We start from the raw sequence: 22,752 nt of genomic DNA, 5'->3' as shown, positions 1-22,752 counted from the left end.
TCAGCCGGTCACGGTGAACGTCCGGCGGTACTCGCTCGGTGTGACCCCGGTCGCCCGGCGGAAGTGCTGCCGGAAGTTCGCCGGCGTGCCCAGCCCGCAGAGCCGGGCGATGTGGTCCACGGCGGCGTCGGTCGTCTCGAGGAGTTCGCGGGCCCGGTCGATGCGAGCCGTGTTGAGCCACTTGAGCGGGGTCACGCCGGTCTCCGCGGCGAAACTGCGGGCGAAGGTACGGGTGGAGAGCCGGGCGTGGGTGGCCAGCTCGGTCACCGTCAGGGGCTGGTCCAGCCGGTTCAGTGCCCACTCCAGCGTCTTGCCCAGGCCGACCTTGTTCGGTGGGTTCGACGGCCGTTCGATGAACTGGGCCTGGCCGCCCTCCCGGCGCGGCGCGGCGACGATCTCCCGGGCCACCGCGTTCGCGACCGCCGCGCCGTGGTCGGTGCGCAGCAGATGCAGGCAGAGATCGATGCCGCTGGACACGCCGGCCGAAGTGATGACGTCGCCGGCATCGACGTAGAGCACGTCCGGATCGACCGCCACCCGCGGGTAGTAGTTGGCGAGTTCCTGCGCGTGGCGCCAGTGCGTGGTCGCGCGTTTTCCGTCGAGCAGGCCGGCTGAGGCCAGGGCGAACGCTCCGGTGCAGATCGAGGCGATGCGGGCGCCACGCCGGTGGGCGCGGGCCAGCGCGGCCGACACGTCCGCCGGGGGCGGCTCGGAGAACCGGCGGAAGGCGGGCACGATCACCGTGTCGGCCGTGTCGAGCGCCTCCAGGCCCTGGGTGACGTTGACCGACCAGCCGTTGTCGGTCTCGACCGGGCCCGCGGCGCGGCCGCACAGCGTCAGGTCGTAGGGCAGCCCCCGCTGACCGAAGATCAGGAACGGCATACCGACTTCCATCGGCAGCACCTTGTCGAGCGCCAGCACGGCGATGCGGTGGCGGGGCGAAGCGTCCATGGCAGGAATCTATCGCAAGACGCCGCTCCTGCCACTTGTTCCTGTCCTCCGGGAGATCGCAAAATCGCTCTATTGGAAACAGCAATTTCTCATTTCGAATACGGGGCCGGGCTGCGAATACGCTTCAGGAGGATTCATGATGACCGTGCGCCTTTACGCGGCGTTATCGACGCCGATTCTCGTCCTCGCCGGTTTGTCCGGATGCGCCACCGACGACACGGCGGTGGGCAGCTCACCGGCCTCCGGGGGCACGAAGCCGCCAACGGTCCAGTTCATCAATCCGCTGCCCAGTTATCCGACCTGGCGGCAGATCGGTGACTGCATGAAGGACGAGGCGAAAAAGCGCGGCGCCGACCTGAGCGAGAGCGGTTCGACCGGTCAGGCGATCGACGCCAACGGCATGATCCAGCAGGTGCGGCAGGCCACCGCGAACAAGAAGGACATCATCATCACGTTCCCGGCCAGCGAGGGTTTCACCCAGGTGCTCAAGCAGGCGCAGGCGGCCGGTGTGGTGACCGGGACGATCTACGGCGCCGGCGGCCCGGACAGCGGATCCGACTACAACATCGGCCCGGACTTCACGGCGATCGGCGAGGCGGTGGTCGGCGGCGTCGGCGCGTTGCCCGGTAAGCACGTGCTCGGGCTGGTCGCGGCAGCCAACACCGGGCTCGGCAAGTCCTGGTTGGACGGCGTCAAGGCCGCGGCGGCCAAGACCAGCAACGTCACCATCGCCGGAGAGGTGTACACCGGCGACGACGCGGCCAAGGCCCTCCCGCAGGCCAACGCGCTGCTCACTGCCCATCCCGACATCACCGAGATCGTCACCCACATGGGTACGACGACGCCGGGCGCCGTCTCCGCCATCAAATCCAAGAACCTCAAGGGCAAGACGTTCCTGCTCCCCGTCGGTCACGACAACGGTGGCTCCGAGGCGGTCAAGGACGGGTTCGCCAACCTGATGTTCCTGCAGGACGTCTGCTCGCTCGGCAAGCAGCTGCTCGACGGCGCGGTCGACGTGCACGAGGGCAAGACCGCCCCGGCGGTGCCGGTGCAGGTCAAGGTGGTCGGCCCGGACGAGGTGCAGGGCATGCTGGACAAGGGCTGGGTCTGATGGCCGCCGCCGCGGCCTTGCAGCTGCGCGGTGTACGCAAATACTTCGGCTCGGTGTCCGCGCTGGAGGATGTCCGTCTCGACGCGTACGCCGGCGAAGTGCACGCGATCGTCGGTGACAACGGCGCCGGCAAATCGACCACGATCAAGATCGTCACCGGCATCCACCGCGCCGACGAGGGCGAAGTGCTGGTCAACGGTGGCATCGCCGTCGTCTACCAGGATCTCGCGCTGGTCGAATGCCTGGACATCGCGCACAACATGGCCCTCGGCAACCTGCCCCGCCGGTTCGGCATCGTGCTCGACCGGCGCCGGATGGAACGCGAGGCGGCCGAGGTCCTTCGCGACCTCAAGGTGCGGGTCGGCAACGTGCGGACCCCGGTCGGTCTGCTCTCCGGCGGTCAGCGTCAGGTCGTCGCCGTCGCCCGCGCGGTCCGGATGGACAAGCCGATCATGCTGCTGGACGAGCCGACCGCCGCGCTCGGCGTCCAGGAGACCGCCCACGTCGGCGACATCATCGACGAGCTCCGGGCGGCGGGCAAGGCGGTCATCATCGTCAGCCACGACCTGGACTTCGTCTTCGCGCACGCCGACCGCGTGACCGTCCTGCGGCTCGGCCGGACCGTCGGCACCCGGACGGTCGCCGACACCGGGCGCGAGGAGATCGTCGGCATGATCACCGGAGCGATCAAGGGGGAGCTCTGATGGCGTTGACCGTCGCATCCGGGGCGCGCGACCACGGCGGCCCACGGGACAGCTGGCTGACCAAGATCCTGGTCCGCCAGGAAACCACGCTGATCGCGGTCATCATCGTGATCGGGGTGTTTGCCTCGACCCGCTCCGACCTGTTCCTGTCGACCAGCAACCTGACCGAGATCGTGCGCAGCAGCGTCATCTACTTCGTCATGGCCTGCGGCGCCGCCCTGCTGATCATCGGCGGCGGCCTGGACTTCTCGGCCGGGGCCGTGTTCACCCTCGGCGCCCTGTCGACCGGCAAGCTGCTGGTCGGCGGTACGCCCTGGCCCCTGGCCGTCCTGGCCGGCCTCGGCATCTGCTGCGTCCTCGGGGTGCTCAACTTCGCCGTCATCACCTACCTGCACGTCCCGCCGATCATCGCCACCATCGGGTCGTTCTACATGCTCACCGGCCTGGACAACCTGGTCACCGGCGGCAACGACGTCCTGCCACTCCCGGACGCGTTCCAGCGGATCGCCCAGGGCGACATCGGCGGCATCTACAACGACGTGCTCATCGCCGTCGCGGTCGGCCTGGCCTTCTGGTTTCTGCTCGAACGCACCCGGTTCGGCGTCAACGTCCGGGCCCTGGGCGGCAACCGCAAGGCCGCGGTCGGCAACGGGCTGCGCGTGGTACGCCTCGACCTCGCGCTCTATGTCATCGCCGCCGGCACGGCCGCCCTGGCCGGCATCGTCTATGCCTCCCGGGTCGGCGCCGCGCAGGTCACCGCCGGCGGCACCTCGATCACCCTGAACGCGATCACCGCGGTGCTCATCGGCGGCGTCAGCCTGTTGGGCGGGCTGGGCAACATCCAGGGCATCGCGGTCGGCGCCGTCCTGCTCTCGCTGATCGACAACGCCCTGGTCCTGACCGGGATCCCGCCGCAGTACAACAGCATCGTGATCGGCGCCATCCTGGTCGGCGCGGTGGCGGTCGACTACCTGCGCCGAGCCCGGATCTACCGGAAGCGATAACACCCAGCCGCAGCGTCCGCGGGTCCGCCGGCCGGGCCTGGGGACCGCTGTGCCCGAAACCTGGAAAGGGCCACATGAACGAGACCCCCATCGACCCCGACATCATCGAGCTGCTCGACGAACTCGGCCCGGCCGGAAACGTCCGCGCCGCCGACCAGACCACCGGCGAGCTCCGCCAGGGCATGCGCGACGCGATCGCGGTCTTCACCCGGAACGCCCGCGCGGTCGCGGTGCATCAGGTCACCGACGACAAGGTGCGGGGGATTCCGGTACGCGTCTATCGTCCCGAACGACCCACCGCGGTCATCGTGTACCTGCACGGCGGGGCGTGGACCACCGGCGACCTCGACACCCACGACCTGGTCACCCGCCGGATGTGCCGGGACACCGGGGCGGTGGTCGTCGCGGTCGACTACCGGATGCTGCCCGAGCACCCTTTCCCGGCGCCGTTCGACGATGCCTGGGACGCCATGGTGTGGGCCCGCGCCTTGCATCCGGAGCTGCCTTTCCTCATCGCCGGGGACAGCGCCGGCGGCACCCTGGCCGCCTGTGTCGCGTTGCGGGCCCGGGACGAGGGCGGCCCGCGGATCGACGCGCAGATCCTGATCTACCCGGCCATCGACGACGACCTGGACCGGCCGAGCATGAAGGCGTTCAGCGACGGCAAGCGGGTCGCCATCGAGGATCTCCGGTTCTTCCTCGGGCAGTACGTGGCCCCGGAGGCGGCGGCCGGGTCGGCGTACGCGCTGCCGGGCCGGGCCACCTCGCTGGCCGGGCTGCCGCCCGCGCTCCTGGCCATCGCCGGCCACGACCTGCTGCGGTCGGCCGAGGAGGACTACGCCCGGCGGCTGCGGGAGGCCGGAGTCGGAGTGACCGTTCAGCTCGACGCCGAACAGGTGCACGGCTGGATCGACTACGCGGCCCGCGTCCCGTCGGCCGATCAAGCCTTCGGGCGGCTGATGGAGCACGTCAACGACCTGATCAGCCGGGTCACCGTCGCGGCGTGACGACCTACGACGTGGTGCTCCGGGGCGGGCGGGTCATCGACCCGGCGAGCGGGCTGGACGGCGTACGCGATGTGGCTCTGACCGGCGACAAGATCGCCGCCGTGGCCACCGCCGGCCTGAACGCACGAACCGAGATCGACGTGCATGGGCTGGTGGTGGCGCCCGGCTTCATCGACCTGCACAGTCACGGGCAGGCCATCGGCGAGGGCCGGCTGCAGGCGCTGGACGGCGTCACCACGGCCCTCGAACTCGAGGCCGGTGCCGCGCCGGTGGCGGCCGCGTACGCCCGGGCGGCGGCCGAGGGCCGGCCGGTCAACTACGGGTACGCGGCCTCGTGGTCGCTGCTGCGCCGGCACGTCGTCGGTGGCCTGCCCCTCCCGGACGAGACCGCCGGCCCCCTCGACGTGCTGGCCTCGGACGCGTGGCGTACGCCGGCCTCACCGGTTCAGCGGGCCGAACTGCTCGGGCAGGTGGAACGCGAGCTGGCCGCCGGAGCCCTGGGCATCGGGATCCTGCTCGGGTACGCCCCGGCGACCGACCCGGCCGAGCTCGTCGAGGTCGCCCGGCTGGCCGCGGAGGTGGGCGTGCCGACGTTCACGCACGCGCGACCACTCGTCGAACAGGACCCCGGGGTGATCGTCGACGGCGCCGAGGAGCTGACCCGGGTGGCCGCGGAGACCGGCGCGCACATGCACTACTGCCACATCAACTCGACGTCGACCCGGCACCTGGCGCGGGTCCAGGCGCTGGTCGAACGGGTGCGCGCCGAAGGGGCGAGGGTGACCAGCGAGGCGTACCCGTACGGATCCGGGATGAGCGCGATCGGCTCCGACTACTTTCATCCCGACCGGCTGCACGTCCTGGGCGCGACCGGCACACCGCGCGACGTGATCTACGCGCGGACCGGGGAGACCGTCGCCTCGGCCGATCGGCTGCGCGAACTGCGGGCCACCGACCCGTCCGGCCTGGCCTTCATCACCATGTTCGACGAGGACCGCGAGCCCGGCCGTGTCGCCGGGATCTGCGCGCTGCCGGACACCGTGGTCGCCTCCGACGCCGTTCCGTTCGTGGTCGAGGACGGTCACGTCTACGACCCGGTGCGGTGGCCGCCGCCGGCGTTCGTCCGTACCCATCCGCGCAGCGCCGGCACCTTCGCCCGCACGCTGCGGGTGGCGGTACGCGAGACCGGGATGCTCACCCTGCCCGAGGCCATCGCCAAGTGCACCGTGCAACCGGCCCGCGTCCTCGAGCGGGCCGCGCCGGCGCTGCGGCGCAAAGCCCGGATCCAGCCCGGCTGCGACGCCGACATCGTCGTCCTCGACGCCGACCGGGTCACCGACACCGCCACCTATCAGCACTCGACGAGCCCCTCGACGGGCTTCCACCACGTGTTCGTCAACGGCGAGGCGGTCGTCCGCGACGGCCGGTTGCACGAGCACGTCCTACCCGGCCGGCCGATCCGCGGCCACCGGTGAGCGGAAGGAGCAGTGACATGCAGGTCGCCATCGTTCTCTACCCCGGGTTCACCTCGCTCGACGTGATCGGGCCGTACGAGGTGCTGGGCCGGCTGCCCGACACCGAGGTCGTCTTCGTGACCGAGCATCCCGGCCTGATCACCAACGACCTGAAGAGCGTGTCGATCAACGCCGCGGCGAAGCTGACCGACGTGCCCGCGCCCGAGGTGGTGCTGATCGGCGGTGGCCCCGGCCAGCAGGACCAGATGGCCGACGGCCCGTTGCACAAGTGGCTGCGCGCGGCCGACCGGACCAGCACCTGGACGACGTCGGTGTGCACCGGCTCGCTGATCCTGGCCGGCGCCGGGCTCCTGGCCGGCCGGCGGGCGACGACCCACTGGGGTGCGATCGACCAGCTCGCCGGCCTCGGCGCCGAGCCGTCGACCCAGCGGGTGGTCTTCGACGGCCACTACGCCACCGCGGCCGGGGTGTCGGCCGGCATCGACATGGCCCTCACTCTGGCCGGGCGGATCGCGGGCGACGAGGCGGCGCAGATCGTCCAGCTGATCGTCGAGTACGCGCCCGAGCCGCCCTACCAGGCCGGTTCGGTCGACACCGCACCGGAATCGATTGTGGCCGGTGCGATCCGGAAGCTGTCCGGGCGGTTCCCTTCTTGACTTGAAGCCAGGTTCAGGTGTGAGCCTCGCTCCATGATTCTGGTAACGGGAGCCACCGGGAACGTGGGGCGGCACGTCGCGGCCGGGCTGAGCGAGGCCGGCGCCCAGGTTCGCACGTCCAGTCGCAGTGCCGGCGACGTGCCCGCCGACCTGGGCGATCCGGCCTCGCTCGACGCCGCCCTGGCCGGGGTGGACGCGGTGTTCCTGGTCTGGCCCGGCCCCGGCGTACCCGGCATCGACAAGACCGTCGCGACGATCACCCGGCGGGTACGCAAGGTGGTCTACCTGTCCGCGGCCGGCGCCGAACACGGCTTCTGGGGTGAGGTCGAGCAGGCGGTCGAGCGCAGTGGCGGCGACTGGGTGTTCCTGCGGCCCGGCGGCTTCGCCACGAACACACTGGGCTGGGCCGGCATGATCCGCGACGAGGGGGCGGTGCGGTGGCCGTACGGCGCCGCCGCCCGCTCGCTGATCGACGAGCGTGACATCGCCGACGTCGCCGTCACGGCGCTGACCAGCGATGTCCTCGACGGGCAGAGGCCGCACCTGACCGGGCCGGAGAACGTGACCCAGGCCGAGCAGGTCCGGCTCATCGGCGAGGCGATCGGGCGGCCGCTGCGGTGGATCGAACTGGCGCCCGAGACGGCGCGGCAGCAGCTGCTGGCCGAGTGGGGTGACGCCGGGTTCGTGGACGCCTCGCTGACCTACTGGGCGTCGCTGGTCGGCACCGGCGAACCGGTCACCGACACTGTCGCGCGGATCACCGGCCGGCCGGCTCGGGCATTTCGGGACTGGTGCCACCACCACGCTGCGGATTTCCGGTAACAAGGAGGGCATGGATCAAGGTCTTGTCCGGTACGGCACCCCGGCCGGTCGCTGGGTGCTGCTGGCCACCGTGCTCGGGTCGAGCCTCGCCTTCATCGACGCGACGGTGGTCAACATCGCGTTGCCGGCGATCGGCCACGACCTCGGCGCGGGCGCCGCCGATCTGCAATGGACCATCAACGGGTACGCGCTGAGCCTGGCCTCACTCATCCTGCTGGGCGGGTCGCTGGGTGACCGGTACGGGCGCAAACGCGTGTTCATCGTCGGTATCAGCTGGTTCGCGGCCGCCTCGCTGCTGTGCGGCGTGGCACCGAACGTCGAACTGCTGATCGCCGCGCGGGTGTTGCAGGGCATCGGGGGAGCCCTGCTCACCCCCGGGGCGCTGGCCATCCTGGAGGCGTCGTTCGAGCCGGGCGACCGATCACGGGCGATCGGCGCGTGGTCCGGGCTCGGCGGGATCGGCGGCGCCCTCGGGCCGTTCCTCGGCGGCTGGCTGGTCGAGGCGGCCGACTGGCGGCTGATCTTCCTGATCAACGTACCCGTCGCCACCCTGGTGTTGATCGTCGCGATCCGCCACGTGCCGGAATCGCGCAACCCGGCCGCCGCCCGCCGCCCCGACCTGGCCGGTGTGCTGACCGGGGCGGCCGGGCTGGGCGGACTGACCTACGGCTTCACGGCCTGGCCGGAACACGGGCCGGGCAGCGCCGCGGTGCTCGCCCCGCTCGCCCTGGGCGTGGCCGGGATGATCGCGTTCGTGCTGGTCGAACGCCGGTCACCACACCCCATGCTGCCGCTCGGCGTCTTCTCGGCCAAGGCGTTCACCGGCGCCAACATCGTGACCTTCCTGGTGTACGCGGCCAACGGCGGCGTCTTCTTCCTGGTCGTGCTCAACCTTCAGGTGGTGGCCGGGTTCAGCCCGCTCACCGGCGGCATCGCGCTGCTGCCGGTGACCGGGCTGATGCTGCTGCTGTCGTCCCGGGCCGGTGCTCTGGGCCAGCGGATCGGCCCGCGCATCCCGATGACCGTGGGGCCGCTGATCTGCGCGGTCGCCCTGGTCCTGCTGTCGATGGTCGGCGCCGGAGCCTCGTACCTGCTGAACGTCCTGCCCGCGGTGATCATCTTCGGCCTGGGCCTGTCGCTGCTGGTCGCCCCGCTCACCGCGACCGCCCTCGGCGCCTTGGAGGACCGTTTCGCCGGCATCGCCTCGGGCGTCAACAACGCGGTGGCCCGGGCGGCCGGCCTGCTCTCGGTGGCGGTGCTGCCCCTGGCCGCGGGCCTGGGCGACGGCAACCTGACCGACCCGTCGACGCTGCACCCGGTCTACCGCCACGCGATGCTGATCTGCGCCGGGCTCCTGGTGATCGGCGGCGCGCTGGCGTTCCGGCTGATCCCGGCTCGCCTGCCGGCCCACGAGGAGCCGTGCTCGTTCTGCGACCCGGCCGCACCCCCGGCGCGTCCGCACGCACGTTCCCATTCTGAATGATGTGCACGTACCTGCACATCGGCCGGCGCGAACCGTGCACTCCTTGACCGGGTGCATTCGGGAAACGTTCCGGCCGCGATGAACCACACCGAGCTGATGGCGTTCTTGGGCGCATGGATGGATCACGTTTCTGCCTCGGTGCCGGCCGATCCGTCAGCGGTGGCGGTGCTGCTGGTCGCGCCGACCGCGTTGTTGTGTCCGGCCGCGGTTCCGGTCCGGGTGCGGCCGGTCACGCACACCCGGTCGGCCCGGCGCTGCTGGGCCGCGAGCGGCGACGCCCGCGGCGGGTGCCGGCGGCCTGGCGGGAGTATTTCCGGCGGTCGGATTCTGGCTGAGGTTGTCGCGAGGGCAATCAAGTGCGCAACTTTGGGCGCATTCGTTGACGTCGCTTGGTTGATGCCGGATATTCGCACCTCATGGTTTTGCGCCCGAAGCTTATGGTTCTTTCGCTCCTCGCCGCGACCGCGGCGGCTCTCACCCCCTCAGCCGCCGCGGTCGCTGCCCCCGCGCCGGTGACGGTCGATTACGTCGCGCTCGGTGACTCGTACGCCGCCGGTGTCGGCGCCGGCACCGAGACCGGCGCGTGCCGGACCACCGCCGGTGCCTTCCCGGTGTTGTGGGCCGCCGACAAGGACAAGGTTCACCTGACCCTGGCCGCGTGCAGCGCCGCCACCTCGGCCGACGTCATCCGGACTCAGCTGGACAAGCTGACCGCGGACACCGACCTGGTCAGCGTCACCGTGGGGGCCAACGACCTCGGTCTCACCGATACGCTGCGCCTCTGCGCCACCGCCCCGCAGGGTGAGGCGTGCACCACCGCGCTGGCCCGGATTCCGCAGGCCCTCGCGACCACCGTTCCGGCCGGCGTCGGCGAGTTGCTGACCCGGGTCCGGGTCAAGGCGCCGAAGGCCAAGCTGGTCGTCACCGGCTACCCGGTGCCGTTCGCCGACGCCGCGCAGTGCCCGGGGCTTCCGTTGCCGGCGGCGCTGCGGACCGCCGGCACGGCCGCGATCACCGGCCTCAACCAGGTGCTGGCGGCCACGGCGGCCGCGGCCAAGGCGACGTTCGTCGACGTGTCGGCCGCCTTCGCCGGGCACGCGCAGTGCACGCCCGAGCCGTGGCTGGTCGGCGCCGAGGGCCTCGGCAACGAGACCGTGTTGCACCCGACCCTGGTCGGGCAGACCAAGGGCTTCCTGCCCGCGTTCGTCGCGCAGGCCGGCTCGGTTGACGAGATCATCGCCTGGATTCAGGAGCGGGACGGCGCGACCACGCCGCCGTCGGGTGACCCGACCACGTCTCCGTCGCCGACCAAGACGGCCGGCGGGGCCGTGGCCGCACCGCACCAGGGCGGCGGGGGTGGCGGCCTTCCGGTCACCGGGCCGGGCGTCGGTGTCATCGTCGGCGTCGGGCTGCTGCTGATCGTGGCCGGCGTGGTCGGGTTCACGGTGTGGCGTCCGCGCCGGGTCCGGGTCGTTTCCGAGTAGAGAGCCGAATGCCGCTCCCGGCCGTCGAGGCCGGTGGTGGGACGAGATCAGTGGTAGGCGAGGGCGGTATCCGCGCAGCGGATACCGCCCTTCGCTACCACTGGGAAGACGACGACGGCCGGGAGCGGCTCACCCACGGAAGCGGGTCGGGCTGACGCCGAACTCCTTGCGGAAGGCGGCCGCGAACTGCCCGGCGCTGCGGTAGCCGCAGATCCCGGCGATCCGCGCGACCGGATGAGCCGTGGTACGCAACAACTCCGCCCCGGTCCGCATCCGGATCCGGCGCAGGTACTGGTAGGGCGTGTGGCCGGTGCTCCGGGCGAAGACCCGGATGAAGTGGAACCGGCTGACGTCGACGAGCGCGGCGAGCTCCTCGACCGTGATGTCGTCCGCCAGCCGCTCGCGCATGTAGGCGGTTATCTGCTCAACCTGCTGTCGTCTCACCACCGCGACGACTCGCCGGCGGCCCCGAAAGCTGACCGGTTGCCCGCGATGACATCGAGCCGGGGTAGGAAGGGGAAACTCAGCCGGTCGTCACCGGGGTGTTGGCGACGGTCGAGCGGATCAGCTCGGCCACGCCCTCCATCGGGTCGCCGTCGTTGGTGCCGAGGTGGTTCTTGAGGCAGGCGACCGACAGGTTGAGTTCGGGGTACATGCCGGCCAGGCTGCCGCCCATGCCGGCCCAGCCGCAGCGCCGGCCGTCCACGTCGAGGCCGTAGCCGAGGGCCTTGGGGAAGTCGCCGCCGAATGACCAGTCCGGTCCGTGCGTGGCCACGCCGGTGATCTGCCGCAGCCGCTCGGCGGAGATCAGGCGGACACCGTCGACCTCGCCCATCAGGGCCGCGTACATGCGGGCGAGGCCCTTGGCACTGGCCGTGCCCGATGCGGGGATGTCGGTGCGCAGGATGTCGCGCCGGTTCGCGAGCGTCGCTTCCGGGCGTACCCCCGCGGGTGCGATCTTCTCGAAATTGGGCAGGTTCTCACTGAGGGTGTCGAGCGAGGCGGACCAGTTGCGGTCGGTGAGGCGCGCGAGGTGACTCAGCGGGATCTTGTCGGGTACGCCGAAGAAGAGCTCACGCTCGGCGTGCAGCGGGCGGGCGATGTCCTCGGACAGCACCCAGGACAGCGCCCGGCCGGTGGCCCGGCGCACCGTCTCGCCGACCAGCCAGCCGTACGTCCAGGCGTGGTAGCCCTGTTGCGTGCCGGGTTCCCAGAGCGGGGCGGACATCGCGATCGTCCGGCACATCCGGTCCCAGTCGAGGAAGTCCTCGGGCATGGTGTACGACGGCAGTTGCGGCACCCCGGCCGAGTGGGTCAGCACGTGCCGCAGTGTGGTGCCGCCCTTGCCGTGCCGCGCGTACTCCGGCCACACGTCGGCTATCCGCAGGTCGTAATCGATCTTGCCTTGCTCGGCCAGCACGTGGACGCAGGCGCTGGTCAGGGCCTTGCCCGCGGTGCAGAAGCTGTGGAACGGGGTGTCCGGGGTGACCTTGTTGCCGGTGGAGGCGTCGGCCAGGCCGGACACCGCGTTCACGATCAACCGGCCGTCCAGGTAAGCGGCGATCTGTACGCCGACCTCGCGCCCGGACCCGACCAGGCTGTCGATCGTCTTCTGCACCTGCGTACGCAGGTCGATCCAGTCTTCCATCCGATTACTCCAGGTTCGTCCCCGATCAGGCTACCGCCGGGTTGAGCATGGAGTCGGGTTATCCCTACTCTCGGTCGGGCGGTCAGCGGGATCGGCCGGGGAGGCTGCGGTGCCTAACGTCGGACGCATGAACGCAGGACGCTTCTTCCGCCGGCTCGGTCTGGACACGCAGTACGTGCTCGTCGGCTTTCCGCTCGGCCTGATCGCGGTCGTGCTCTCGATGGCCCTGTTCTGGGCCGGTGTCGGGCTGGCGGTGGTCTGGGTCGGCGTACCGCTGCTCGCGGTCACCTTCTTCGCGATGCGCGGCCTGGCGATCATGGAACGGGCCCGGGTCGGGCCGGTGCTCGGGCACCGGCTGCCCCACGTGGCCTACAAGCGGGCGACCGGCGGGGGTTTCTGGCGGCGCGCGGTCACACCCCTCACCGACGGGCAGAGCTGGCTCGACCTGCTGCACGCCATGTTCCGCTTCATCCCGGCCACCATCGCCTTCTCCGTCGTGCTGACCTGGTGGACGGTCGCCATCGCCGGGCTGGCCACGCCGCTGTACGACTGGGCCATCACGAACAGCCCCGACTCGCACGGTCTGCCGTACCTGCTCGGCCTGGGCGACAGCATCGCCATGCGCTGGGCCTTCAACATCGCCATCGGGCTGTTCTTCGCGCTCACCCTCTACCCGGTCGTGCGCGGCATGGCCCTGCTCAACACCGCTTTCGCGCAGCTGCTGCTGAGCCGGTTCGGGGAGCTGCGCGAGCAGGTCGCCCAGGCCGAGCTGGCCCGCGACACCGCCCGCGCGCAGAAGGACGCCGCCGTGTCGGCCGAGGCGGTCGCGCTACGCCGGCTCGAACGCGACATCCACGACGGCCCTCAGCAGCGGCTGATCCGGCTGGCCATGGACCTGGGCCGGGCCGAACAGCAGTTCGCCCAGGACCCGGAGGCGGCCCGGGCCACGGTGACCGAGGCGCTCACCCAGACCCGGGAGACCCTGGACGAGCTGCGTGCGCTGTCCCGCGGCATCGCCCCGCCGATCCTGGTCGACCGCGGGCTCACCGCCGCGCTGACCGCGGTGGCCGGGCGCTGCACGGTGCCGGTGGAGCTGGTCGCGCCCGGCATCGAGCGGCTCGATCCGGCGGTCGAGTCGGCCGCGTACTTCGTGGTGGCCGAGTCGCTGACCAACGTGGCCAAGCACAGCCAGGCGACCGCGGCCCGGGTGACGGTGCGGCAGTCGGCCGGGCGGCTGCTGATCGAGATCCTGGACGACGGGGTCGGCGGCGCCGCGATCGACAAGGGGCACGGCCTGGCCGGGCTGGAGGATCGGGTCCGGGCCGCGGGCGGCGAGTTCGACGTGTTCAGCGCGGCCGGGGAGGGTACGGCGATCCGGGTCGCCCTGCCCGTCTGAGTCGTCCGCGACCTGGCAGGATGGCGGCATGCGGGTTGTGATCGCCGACGACGCGGTGCTGCTGCGTGAGGGCCTGGTGCGGCTGCTGGAAGAGAACGGGCACACCGTTCTCGCCGCCGTCGGCGACGGCCCCGCGCTGGTGTCCGCCATCACCGAGCACCTTCCCGAGGTGTCCATCGTGGATGTCCGGATGCCGCCGTCGCACACTGACGAGGGCCTGCGTGCGGCGGTCGAGGCCAGATCGCTGGTTCCGGGTACGCCGATCCTGGTGCTCTCGCAGTACGTCGAGGTCTCGTACGCCGACGACCTGCTCGCCGACCGCGCCGGCGCGATCGGCTACCTGCTGAAGGACCGGGTCTCGGAGATCGCGGAGTTCCTCGACGCGCTGGAACGGGTGGCCGGCGGCGGGACCGTGCTCGACCCCGAGGTGGTGTCTCAGCTGCTCGTCCGGCGGCACCGGGACGACCCGCTGCGCAACCTGACGCCACGCGAGCGCGAGGTGTTGTCGCTGATGGCCGAGGGCCGGTCGAACAATGCGATAGCCCGCCGGATGGTGGTAACCGACGGCGCCGTCGAGAAACACGTACGAAACATCTTCACAAAGCTCAGCCTGTACCAGGACGACGAGCAGCACCGCCGCGTCCGAGCGGTACTTGCATACCTGCAAAGTTAAGGTCATTCGCGATCGGCAGGCATTCTGCCGATTCGGCGAATGGAGACTTTCGGACCTGTCTAAGTGGTTGTCCGCACCAACCTGGGCGCCTCTCCATGGACAGCCCGACACCTCGACTGCCACTCTGACCCGAGTGCGGCCCCCCCATGATGTCAATGCGCAGCGCCCGGACGGCGCCATTCCGGGGCGACCCGGTGGCGAATTGTCCAGCGACGACGCCGCGTTGCGCCATCTGCAGCAGGTGCACGCCCCGGTGCTGCTCAGCTTTTTGATCAGGCTCACCAACGGCGACGTTCACCAGGCCGAGGACATCGTCCAGGAAACACTCCTGCGGGCGTGGCGGAACCCGGAGGCCCGCAACGCCGAGGGGCGCTGGAACCGGGCCTGGCTGTTCACTGTGGCCAAACGCATCCTGATCGACCAGGTCCGCTCGGCGGCGGTCCGCCCGGCCGAGCTGCCGATCGAGTACATCGACGCGCATCCGGCGTCCGAGGACGCCGTCGAGCGACTGCTGGACGCGCGCGAGGTGCGGGCCGCCCTCGACTCCCTGCCCGAGCGGCTCCGGATCACGCTGGTCGAGATCTTCTTCCGGGAGCGGTCGGTGTCGGAGGCGGCCGACGTGCTCGACGTACCGGCGGGCACCGTCAAGTCCCGCACCTACTACGCCATCCGGGCGCTGCGTGAGGCCCTGCACAGCCGCGGCTTCGAGTTCGGCCCCGAGCCCGGCGGCGGCGACGAAAAAAAGTCGGGGCCGTCGTGAACCCAGGCGCGCGTTCCTGCGTCATGTTCGCAGGTTTCCCTTTGAACCGACCGAGTCCTGAACCGACCGAGCCAAGAGTGAGCCGATGAAAGCATCAGCAATCGTCCGGGGCCGTCCATGGCGACGGCTCCTGTCGTCGACCCGCCGGCGGGTCGAGATCGTCGCCCTGGTCGTGATCATTCTGTCGTCCGGAGGTGTCGCGTTCGAGATGGCCGCCACGGCCGACCCGGACACCCTGAAAGGTGAGCCGGTTCCGGCGTCGGACGTGGCCGCGGTGGTCGAGTCGGCCCTGTCCTGCCCGTCCCTGAACCCGTCGAAGGTCGCCGCGCAGATCATGGCCGCGTCCGGCTTCAAGGGCAACGCCGACACGGTCGCCGGCCTGGACAAGACCGCCTGGGACAAGTGGCGCCCCTCGTCCGACGCCAACCGCGGCGACCGGCGCGCCAACATCGTCGCTCTCGGCCACCGGACCTGCGAGAACGTGGGCCAGCTGCGGGCCGCCGGATTCGACGGCGACCTGTGGCCCACGGCCGTCGCGGCCGAGCGCGGTGGCCTCAAGTCCGTGCTCGCCGCCCACGGCATCCCCAAGGACACGAAGACCTACGTCGACAAGGTCAAGGGCTACGCCGCCTGGTACTCCGAGCAGCCTCAGTTCTCGGCCAAGGCCGGCACCCCGTCGGCCGACCCGAAGGCCGCCGACGCGGTCGAGGTGCCCGAGGACCTGGTGCAGCCGATCCAGGCGGCCGGCCGGATGTGCAAGGAGATCACCCCGGCCCGGATCGCGGCCCAGCTGCGGGCGGTGTCCGGCTTCGACGTGAACCGGCGGACCGCCGACCGGCAGGGTGTCGCCCAGTTCACCCCGGCGATGTGGGCTCGGTACGAGCCCGGCGCGGACACCTCGGTCTGGCGGCCGGCCGACGCGATCCCGGCCCTCGGCGTGGCCATGTGTGACATGACGCAGCAGCTCTCCCACCTCAACGGCGACGACCCGTACCGGATGGCGCTGGGTGCGTACCAGTGGGGGATCGACGCGGTACGCCGGGCCGACGGCCTGCCGCGGGTCAACGTCAGCCAGCTGGCCGACGTGGTGCCGGCCCACGTGGCCGAGTACGACAAGGACAAGCGGCTGAACGCGCCGGCCCCGAAGCCGAGCGCCGCACCGTCGACGAGCAAGCCGGCCAAGCCCGAACCGTCGGCCAAGCCCGAGGCCGGGAAGCCGGACGAGCAGAAGCCGGCCGACGAGAAGCCCAAGGGGCCGAAGCTGTTCGCGTACGACCCGAACGCCAAGTACCAGATCTGGAACGCGTGGGCCGACGCGATCGTCGAGCTCCCCGGCATCAACGAGAACACGAAGCCGGGCAGCCGGGTCCACATGTGGAAGAACGAGAAGTACGACGACCAGTACTGGAAGCTCCAGCCGGCGCCGGACAAGAAGCATGTGATCATCGCCAACGCCTGGAACAACATGGCCCTGGCCGTGGAGGACGGCTCCACGCAGGAGAACGCCAAGATGGCGGTGTACGCCCGCGACGACAACGACGAGAACCAGCAGTGGCTGCTCGAGGACGTCGGCGCCGGTCGGGTCGTCATGACCAACCGCCATTCGGGCCGGGTGATGGAGCTGCTCGGCGAGGACCTGGGCCCGCCCAAGGACAACGGCACCACCTGGAATGGATACTGGGTGGAGCAGCTGAGCCGCCATGACAACCAGAGGGACCAGAAGTGGCGTTTCGTGAAACAGTGACACCGGCCCGGCGGGGACACTGATCGACGTGCCCGACGCCGCCGCCCAGGACGACCATGTAACGGACCTGCTGGGTCCGCACTACATGGACGCCCTGACCCCGGCCGAGAGTGACGCCGTCGACCGGCACCTGCGCGACTGCGCGGAGTGTCGGTCGGCGGCTGAATCGGTTGTCGAGGTGGTGGCGGCTCTCGGCCTGCTCCTCGAGGACGACGGCGCTCCATCGGGGGCGCAGAAGGCCGCGCCGTCCACGCCGGATGTGGTCCGGCCCGGTCCGGTCCGCGCCGCCTCGGTTCGACCGTCCGGCCGTACCGCGCCGACCGGGCCGGCGCGGCGGACCCGGAGCCGCCGGCAGCGGCTCGCGCTGGCCAAGGCCGGCCTCGCGCTGGCCCTGGTGCTGGTCGTCGGATTCGGTGCCCTGACCCTGCTCAACCGGCTGACCAGCGACGGCGGACGCGCCGTGGTGACGGTGGCCGCGACCGCCTCGGCGGCCGCCGGCGGCCCGTCCGCGTCGGTACAGGCGTCGGAGACCGGCGACGGCGTCCACGTCAAGGTGGCCGCGGCCGGGTTGCAGCTCGGCACCACCTACCGCCTGGATGCTGTCACCTCCGACGGCACGGTCCACGAGGTGGACCAGTGGTCCGGCGCACCCACTGTGCAGGAGGTCGCCGGTGATCTCCCGGTCCCGTTCGACCAGCTCGCCTTCGTCACGATCAGCGAGGTCGGCGGGCCGCCGGTGCTGACGGTGTACCTTCGCGGTCCGGGCGCCGCGACCCCGCGGTGAAACGCGGCCCCGGCCGGTCGGCCGTCAGTCAAAGACAGAGGGATTGAGATGCGCTGGATCGTGCGGTCGGTTCGCGGTGCCTGCGTGGCGGTCGGTGTCACGGTCGTCGCGATCGCCGGGGCCGCACCTCCCGCGTCGGCCGCTGACGAGTTCGTCAAGTACTACGCGGTGACGTCGGCCTACCAGGGCAAGCCGGAGAACCTCACCGAGATCGCCACCCGCTTTCTCGGCGACGGCGCTCGATCGGCCGAGATCCTCAACCTGAACAGCGGGCGCGAGCAGCCGGACGACGGCCGGCTCACCGACGCCGCCCAGGTGCGCGCCGGATGGCTGCTGGTGCTGCCCTGGGATGCCCTCGGCACCGGCGTCCGCTACGGCATCCTGCCCGACGACCTGCCGTCCACCCAGGTCCAGCCGCGCCCGGCCGACAAGCCGAAGAAGAACGACTCCCGCCCCGGTGTCACAGTGCCGCCGGCCCAGGTCGCGGGGGCCGGCACCGTGCCGGCGCAGCGGCCGAAGCCGGCCTCGGGGTCCAAGAGCGGGGGCGGCAAGTGCGCCACCGCGGCCGTCTCGAGCAGCCATTCCGACTGGGCCGGCCTGCGCCTGGCGGCCGACCAGGCCTGGCCCCAGAGCCGCGGCAAGGGCCAGTTGGTGGCCGTGGTCGACTCCGGTGTGGACGGTGCCCAGCCCGTGCTCAACGGCCACATCGCGGTCGGGATGGACATGACCACCGGCAAGGGCCGGGGCGACGCCGACTGTCTCGGCTCGGGCACCGCGATGGCGGGCCTGATCGTGGCGCAGGCGGGCAAGGGCGACACCGTGAAGGGTGTCGCGCCCGATGCCACGGTCATGCCGGTCCGGATCACCGGCAACGACTCCAAGGCGCCGCCGGTCGGCGCGGCTCCCGCCATCAAGGCCGCGGTCGAGGCCGGCGCGACCGTGATCGCGCTGGGCAACCTGGTCGACACCACGCAACCCGAGGTGGCCAAGGCCATCTCCGAGGCGGCGGAACGGGACGTCGTGGTGGTGATCGGCGCGTCCCTGGGGTCGGTACCGGTCAACCCGGGCGCGAAGATCGGGGCCGGCGTGCTGCGCGTCGGTGGCGTCGGAGCCGACGGCCAGCGGGTCGCCGACTACCGCAGCGGTGGCATCGACGCGGTCGCTCCCGGCATCAACGTGAGCAGCGTGGCCGCCGGTGCGACCGGTTCGATGACGGCCAGCGGCACCCAGTACGCCGTCGCCCTGGTGGCCGGCACCGCGGCGCTGGTGCGGGCCGCGTACCCGGATCTGACCACGGAGCAGGTGGTTCACCGCATCGAGGCGACCTCGGAGAAGATGGGCGACGCCGCCCAGCCCGACGGCGCCTACGGCTGGGGCATGATCAATCCGGCCGCTGCGGTCACCAAGGTGCTGCCCGAGGAGGCGACCTCGGGTGATCTGGAGCAGCCGGGCAAGCTGGCCTCGAGCAGCCCGGGCGGCCGGTCGACGCTGCTGGCGGCCGTGACCCTGGTCGCCCTGGGCGCGGCGGTCCTGCTCGTCTTCCGGATTCGGCGGCTGCTCAAGGATCAGCCCGGCGACGAGGACGACGACGGCGAAGACGAAGAAAAAGACGCGGCCGACGCCGATGCCGAGGAGGCGTTGACCCCGGCCGCGGCCGACCCGGCCCCCAAGTAGGCCCTACCTCGTCAGCGCCGCCGCGACGAGCAGGCCGGCGCCCGCCGCGGCCAGGCCAGCCACGACGCTCAGGAGCACGTTCAGGAGGGCCAGGCGGCGGGGCAATGCCACGGTTTCCCAGCCGAACGTCGAGTAGGTGGTCAGCGCCCCGCAGAACCCGGTCCCGAGCAGCGCCGCCACATCGCGGCCGACCGGCAGGCCGACCAGGAAGCCGAGCAGCAGCGACCCGGCGACGTTGACGGTCAGCGTCCCCCACGGGAACCGCGACCCGGTTTGTGCCTGGATCAGCCGGTCGGTCAGATAGCGCAGCGGCGCCCCGACGGCCGCGCCGAGGGCGACGAGCAGGACCGTCACCGGGTACGCCCCAGAGCCACCAGCGCACCGCCGGCCCAGGCCGCCACCAGCGCACCGGCCAGGGTGCCACCGGCATAGAGCACCGCCACCCCGGGTCGCGACTGCAACGTCTCCACCGCCCAGGCCGAGAACGTCGTGTAGCCGCCCAGCACCCCGGAGCCGAAGAACGGCCGGAGGTATCGCTGGGCCGGCCACCGCCTCGCGATCAGCGCCATCAGCATGCCGATCAGGAAGCACCCGGTCACGTTGATCGCCCAGGTCGCCCACGGGAAGTCACCGGTGTGGTGCGGCCACGCGCTCTGCAGGAGGAAGCGGGCCAGCGCCCCGATCACCCCACCCGCGGAGACGGCGCCGAGCACCCGGAAGTCGAGATCCACAGGCTCAAACTACGGCGGCCGGGGCAGACGTGGCGGCGTCCACCCCGGCCTGTCCGGGTGATGGGTTCGGTCATTGCCCGGAATGCCGAGTGGCAAACTCCAGAGGACGACCACAGTAGATGATCATCATGGTTGATGATCAAGAGGGATCATGCGTGAGGGTGAATCGTTACGCAGTCATACATCTGCGTGACGACTCGTTCACTCGAACAGCAGCTGGTCCATCGCGTCCGAGGTCAGCGGCTCGGCGAAGTAGTAGCCCTGGCCCAGCTCACAGTTGCCGTCGGTGAGCTCGGAGAGCTGCCCGGCGTCCTCGATGCCCTCGGCGATCGTCGACAGCCGCAGCGCCTGGCCGAGCTGGATGATGCCCAGGGTGAGCGCGGCGGCGGTCGGCTCGTCGCCCACGTCGTCGACGAACGATTTGTCGATCTTGATGATGTCGACCGGGAAACGCCGCAGGTAGGCCAGCGACGAGTAGCCGGTGCCGAAATCGTCGATGGCCAGGCGTACCCCCATGGCCTTGACCGCCTCGAGCTGCTCCAGCGTGCTCGACCGATGGTCGACCAGCAGGCTCTCGGTCAGCTCGATGACCAGGCACTGGGCCGGCAGCCCGGTCTCGGCCAGGACCGAGGCGACCAGGCTCGGCAGCACGCCCTGGTCGAGCTGCACGGCCGAGAGGTTCACGCTGACGGTCAGCGGGACGTCCCGACGGCGGTTCCACTCGGCCGCCTGCCGGCACGCCTCGCGCAGCACCCACTCGCCGATCGGCACGATCAGGCCGGTCTCCTCGGCCAGCGGAATGAAGTCGAGCGGCGGGATCGTGCCCCGCTCCGGGTGCTCCCAGCGGACCAGGGCCTCGAGACCGGAGATCTGCTGGGTACGCAGGTGCACGATCGGCTGGTAGCGCAGCCGGAACTCGTGCCGGACGATGGCCCGGCGCAGGTCGGCCTCCATCTGCAGGGCGGCCTGGAACTCGGCCTGCATCGCCGGCTGGAACACCTCGTACCGGTCCTTGCCCTGCTTCTTGGCCTGGTACATGGCCAGGTCGGCGCGCACCATCAGATCCTGCGCGTCCTGTCCGCCGGCCTCGCCGAAGGCCACGCCGATGCTGCAGCTGACGAAGGTCTCCTTGCCGCCGAGCACGAACGGCTCGCGGATCGCCTCGAGGATCCGCCGGGCCACCGGCATCACCTCCTCGACCGAGCCGACTGAGGGCAGCAGCACGGCGAACTCGTCGCCGCCGAGCCGGGCCGCGGTGTCGTCCTTGCGCAGGCACCGTTCGATCCGCGCGGCCACCCCGGTGAGCAGCTGGTCGCCGGCCGCGTGCCCGAGCGAATCGTTGACCACCTTGAAGCGGTCGAGGTCGACGAAGAGCGCGGCCACGCCGTGCGGTTCGCCCTCGAAGGCGCTCTCCATCCGGGTCATGAACAGCGACCGGCTGGCCAGCCCGGTCAGCGAGTCGTGGAACGACTGGTTCATCGCCTCGAGCGTCCTGGCGTCGGTGATGGCCAGGCTCACGTGCTCGGCGAAGGCCTGCAGGATGTCCCGCGACGCCTTGTCCCAGACTTTCGCGGCCTGGTAGGTGCCGACCACGAGACTGCCGACCACGCGACCGTCCTCGTGCACCGGCACGGCCATGACCGCCTGCAGACCGTGCCGGGCCGCCTCCGGGACGGCGATCGGGGACTGCGTGTAGTTCTCCACCGCGACCAGTTCGTTGCCCATAACGGCGAGCCCGGCGACGCCGGCGTTGGCCAGCGGCAGCCTCTTCAGCCGAGCGGCCACGGCCGCGCCGGGGCCGTGCCCGGCCGTCACGGACATCACCGTCGGGTCGTCCGCCTCGAGCATGTTGAGAGAGGCGCTCTCGACGCCGATCAGGTCGCTGGCGCTCTGGGTCACCGTGTCCAGGATCTGTTGCAGCGGCGCGCGCCGGCCGATCGCCCGCTGGATCGCCGACAGCTGCTCGAACAGGCGCTCGCGCTCCTGCAGCGAGTCAATCCGCTCGACCGCGACCATGTTCAGCGCCTGCAGGCTGAGTTCGAGCACCCGGGCCATGCCGCGGAGCAGACAGACCTCCTCGGCGCTGAACGGCGACGAGCTCCGGGCCAGGATCAGCACGGCCGGGGCGCGGCCGTCGATCTCCGCGTGGGTGATCGCGTAGGGGCCGCCGGGCAGGTCGAGGTGGCTGCGCCGACCGGCGGCCACCTCGCCGACCTCGTAGGCGGAGACGTCGTCGGCGGACACGCCGATCGTCGCCACCACCGCGCCGTCGATCGCGAGCACCGCCAGGTCGGCCTCGAGTGCACGGGCCGCGCACTCGACGGCAGCGTGCTGTGCGGCCGGTCCCGGGGGACCGTCGGCCACGACGGAGAGGAATTCCGTCAGTTGCTGGGTTGCAAGCGCCACGGTGAGGAAGGTCGGCGGGTCAGGCCCGGATCTGAGCGGTTTCCCGTTCGGTCGTCCGGTGCCCGAAACCACACGCCGGGACGGGCACTCCCACACGGCGGGCAGAGATCGGGCACCTTTTCTGCCCAAACGGTCATGACCTTGATCCGCCTTCGTGCCGGTCTGATGGGATTCTATTGGCCCTGGAGTTACCGGGAAACGGTCAACGACACAGACAAGTCGCCTAGCCTGTGATGGGG

The 22,752-nt window shown here is 71.1% G+C and carries 21 protein-coding genes; 15 read left to right on the top strand and 6 right to left on the bottom strand.

The features are described from left to right. Positions 1–951 carry a GlxA family transcriptional regulator gene (locus tag ACGFIO_RS15180; RefSeq protein WP_392826639.1) on the bottom strand — a complete coding sequence of 317 codons (951 nt, stop codon included), beginning with the start codon at positions 949–951 and terminating at the stop codon, positions 1–3. A 139-nt stretch (positions 952–1,090) separates the two neighbouring features. Here ACGFIO_RS15180 and ACGFIO_RS15175 point away from each other — a divergent pair, with 139 nt between their 5' ends. The 9 genes from ACGFIO_RS15175 to ACGFIO_RS15135 all read left to right on the top strand — a co-directional run bounded on the left by ACGFIO_RS15175 (position 1,091) and on the right by ACGFIO_RS15135 (position 10,697). Then, a complete protein-coding gene (locus ACGFIO_RS15175) occupies positions 1,091–2,062 on the top strand; it encodes a sugar ABC transporter substrate-binding protein (RefSeq protein ID WP_392826638.1) in 972 nt (323 codons plus the stop codon). After that, positions 2,062–2,766, top strand: a complete 705-nt coding sequence (locus ACGFIO_RS15170; protein ID WP_392826636.1) for an ATP-binding cassette domain-containing protein — start codon at positions 2,062–2,064, stop codon at positions 2,764–2,766. The genes ACGFIO_RS15175 and ACGFIO_RS15170 overlap by 1 nt, the downstream gene beginning before the upstream one ends. Next, a complete protein-coding gene (locus tag ACGFIO_RS15165; RefSeq protein ID WP_392826634.1) occupies positions 2,766–3,770 on the top strand; it encodes an ABC transporter permease in 1,005 nt (334 codons plus the stop codon). Before ACGFIO_RS15170 ends, ACGFIO_RS15165 begins: the two co-directional genes overlap by 1 nt. A 74-nt stretch (positions 3,771–3,844) precedes the next feature. Further along, complete coding sequence (locus ACGFIO_RS15160) at positions 3,845–4,777, top strand: alpha/beta hydrolase (RefSeq protein WP_392826632.1); 933 nt, start codon at positions 3,845–3,847, stop codon at positions 4,775–4,777. After that, a complete protein-coding gene (locus ACGFIO_RS15155; protein WP_392826631.1) occupies positions 4,774–6,252 on the top strand; it encodes an amidohydrolase family protein in 1,479 nt (492 codons plus the stop codon). The genes ACGFIO_RS15160 and ACGFIO_RS15155 overlap by 4 nt, the downstream gene beginning before the upstream one ends. Before the next feature lie 17 nt (positions 6,253–6,269). Then, positions 6,270–6,908: a DJ-1/PfpI family protein gene (locus ACGFIO_RS15150; protein WP_392826630.1), complete on the top strand. Its 639-nt coding sequence runs from the start codon at positions 6,270–6,272 to the stop codon at positions 6,906–6,908. A gap of 33 nt (positions 6,909–6,941) precedes the next feature. Continuing rightward, entirely contained in the window at positions 6,942–7,730 is a 789-nt protein-coding gene (locus tag ACGFIO_RS15145; RefSeq protein ID WP_392826628.1) for an NAD(P)H-binding protein, read from the top strand. Between the two features lie 10 nt (positions 7,731–7,740). Then, a complete protein-coding gene (locus ACGFIO_RS15140) occupies positions 7,741–9,213 on the top strand; it encodes a DHA2 family efflux MFS transporter permease subunit (RefSeq protein ID WP_392826627.1) in 1,473 nt (490 codons plus the stop codon). Positions 9,214–9,725: 512 nt separating this feature from the next. Continuing rightward, positions 9,726–10,697, top strand: coding sequence for an SGNH/GDSL hydrolase family protein (locus ACGFIO_RS15135; protein WP_392826625.1), 972 nt, complete (start codon positions 9,726–9,728; stop codon positions 10,695–10,697). Positions 10,698–10,826: 129 nt separating this feature from the next. Here the strand turns inward: ACGFIO_RS15135 and ACGFIO_RS15130 are convergent, their stop codons facing one another. Together ACGFIO_RS15130 and ACGFIO_RS15125 are read right to left on the bottom strand one after the other, a co-directional pair. After that, positions 10,827–11,105, bottom strand: coding sequence for a helix-turn-helix domain-containing protein (locus ACGFIO_RS15130; RefSeq protein ID WP_392826624.1), 279 nt, complete (start codon positions 11,103–11,105; stop codon positions 10,827–10,829). 115 nt (positions 11,106–11,220) lie between these two features. Further along, positions 11,221–12,345 carry a serine hydrolase domain-containing protein gene (locus ACGFIO_RS15125; RefSeq protein ID WP_392826622.1) on the bottom strand — a complete coding sequence of 375 codons (1,125 nt, stop codon included), beginning with the start codon at positions 12,343–12,345 and terminating at the stop codon, positions 11,221–11,223. A 127-nt stretch (positions 12,346–12,472) separates the two neighbouring features. On the opposite strand from ACGFIO_RS15125, the gene ACGFIO_RS15120 reads away from it, so the two are divergent. The 6 genes from ACGFIO_RS15120 (at position 12,473) to ACGFIO_RS15095 (ending at position 19,376) form a co-directional block, all read left to right on the top strand. Beyond that, positions 12,473–13,741, top strand: a complete 1,269-nt coding sequence (locus ACGFIO_RS15120; RefSeq protein WP_392826621.1) for a sensor histidine kinase — start codon at positions 12,473–12,475, stop codon at positions 13,739–13,741. A 28-nt stretch (positions 13,742–13,769) separates the two neighbouring features. Further along, a complete protein-coding gene (locus ACGFIO_RS15115; protein ID WP_392826619.1) occupies positions 13,770–14,414 on the top strand; it encodes a response regulator in 645 nt (214 codons plus the stop codon). A 202-nt stretch (positions 14,415–14,616) separates the two neighbouring features. Further along, complete coding sequence (locus tag ACGFIO_RS15110; RefSeq protein WP_392826618.1) at positions 14,617–15,174, top strand: sigma-70 family RNA polymerase sigma factor; 558 nt, start codon at positions 14,617–14,619, stop codon at positions 15,172–15,174. Between the two features lie 85 nt (positions 15,175–15,259). Further along, a complete protein-coding gene (locus tag ACGFIO_RS15105) occupies positions 15,260–16,918 on the top strand; it encodes an RICIN domain-containing protein (RefSeq protein ID WP_392826616.1) in 1,659 nt (552 codons plus the stop codon). A gap of 28 nt (positions 16,919–16,946) precedes the next feature. Continuing rightward, entirely contained in the window at positions 16,947–17,702 is a 756-nt protein-coding gene (locus ACGFIO_RS15100; RefSeq protein WP_392826615.1) for a zf-HC2 domain-containing protein, read from the top strand. A 48-nt stretch (positions 17,703–17,750) separates the two neighbouring features. Further along, complete coding sequence (locus ACGFIO_RS15095) at positions 17,751–19,376, top strand: S8 family serine peptidase (RefSeq protein ID WP_392826613.1); 1,626 nt, start codon at positions 17,751–17,753, stop codon at positions 19,374–19,376. Positions 19,377–19,379: 3 nt separating this feature from the next. On the opposite strand, the gene ACGFIO_RS15090 is transcribed toward ACGFIO_RS15095, so the two are convergent. From ACGFIO_RS15090 to ACGFIO_RS15080, 3 genes are all read right to left on the bottom strand, one after another. Next, positions 19,380–19,730, bottom strand: coding sequence for a fluoride efflux transporter FluC (locus ACGFIO_RS15090; protein WP_392826612.1), 351 nt, complete (start codon positions 19,728–19,730; stop codon positions 19,380–19,382). Next, on the bottom strand, positions 19,727–20,107 hold the full coding sequence (locus tag ACGFIO_RS15085; protein ID WP_392826610.1) for a fluoride efflux transporter FluC: 381 nt from the start codon (positions 20,105–20,107) through the stop codon (positions 19,727–19,729). The genes ACGFIO_RS15090 and ACGFIO_RS15085 overlap by 4 nt, the downstream gene beginning before the upstream one ends. Before the next feature lie 201 nt (positions 20,108–20,308). Continuing rightward, positions 20,309–22,513: a putative bifunctional diguanylate cyclase/phosphodiesterase gene (locus ACGFIO_RS15080; protein WP_392826609.1), complete on the bottom strand. Its 2,205-nt coding sequence runs from the start codon at positions 22,511–22,513 to the stop codon at positions 20,309–20,311. Positions 22,514–22,752 lie beyond the last annotated feature (239 nt).

It is taken from the genome of Actinoplanes sp. NPDC049265 (assembly GCF_043197135.1).
GTDB lineage: Bacteria > Actinomycetota > Actinomycetes > Mycobacteriales > Micromonosporaceae > Actinoplanes.
Note: the sequence above shows the minus strand (reverse complement) of the source record. Positions and strands in the feature narration are given on the sequence as shown.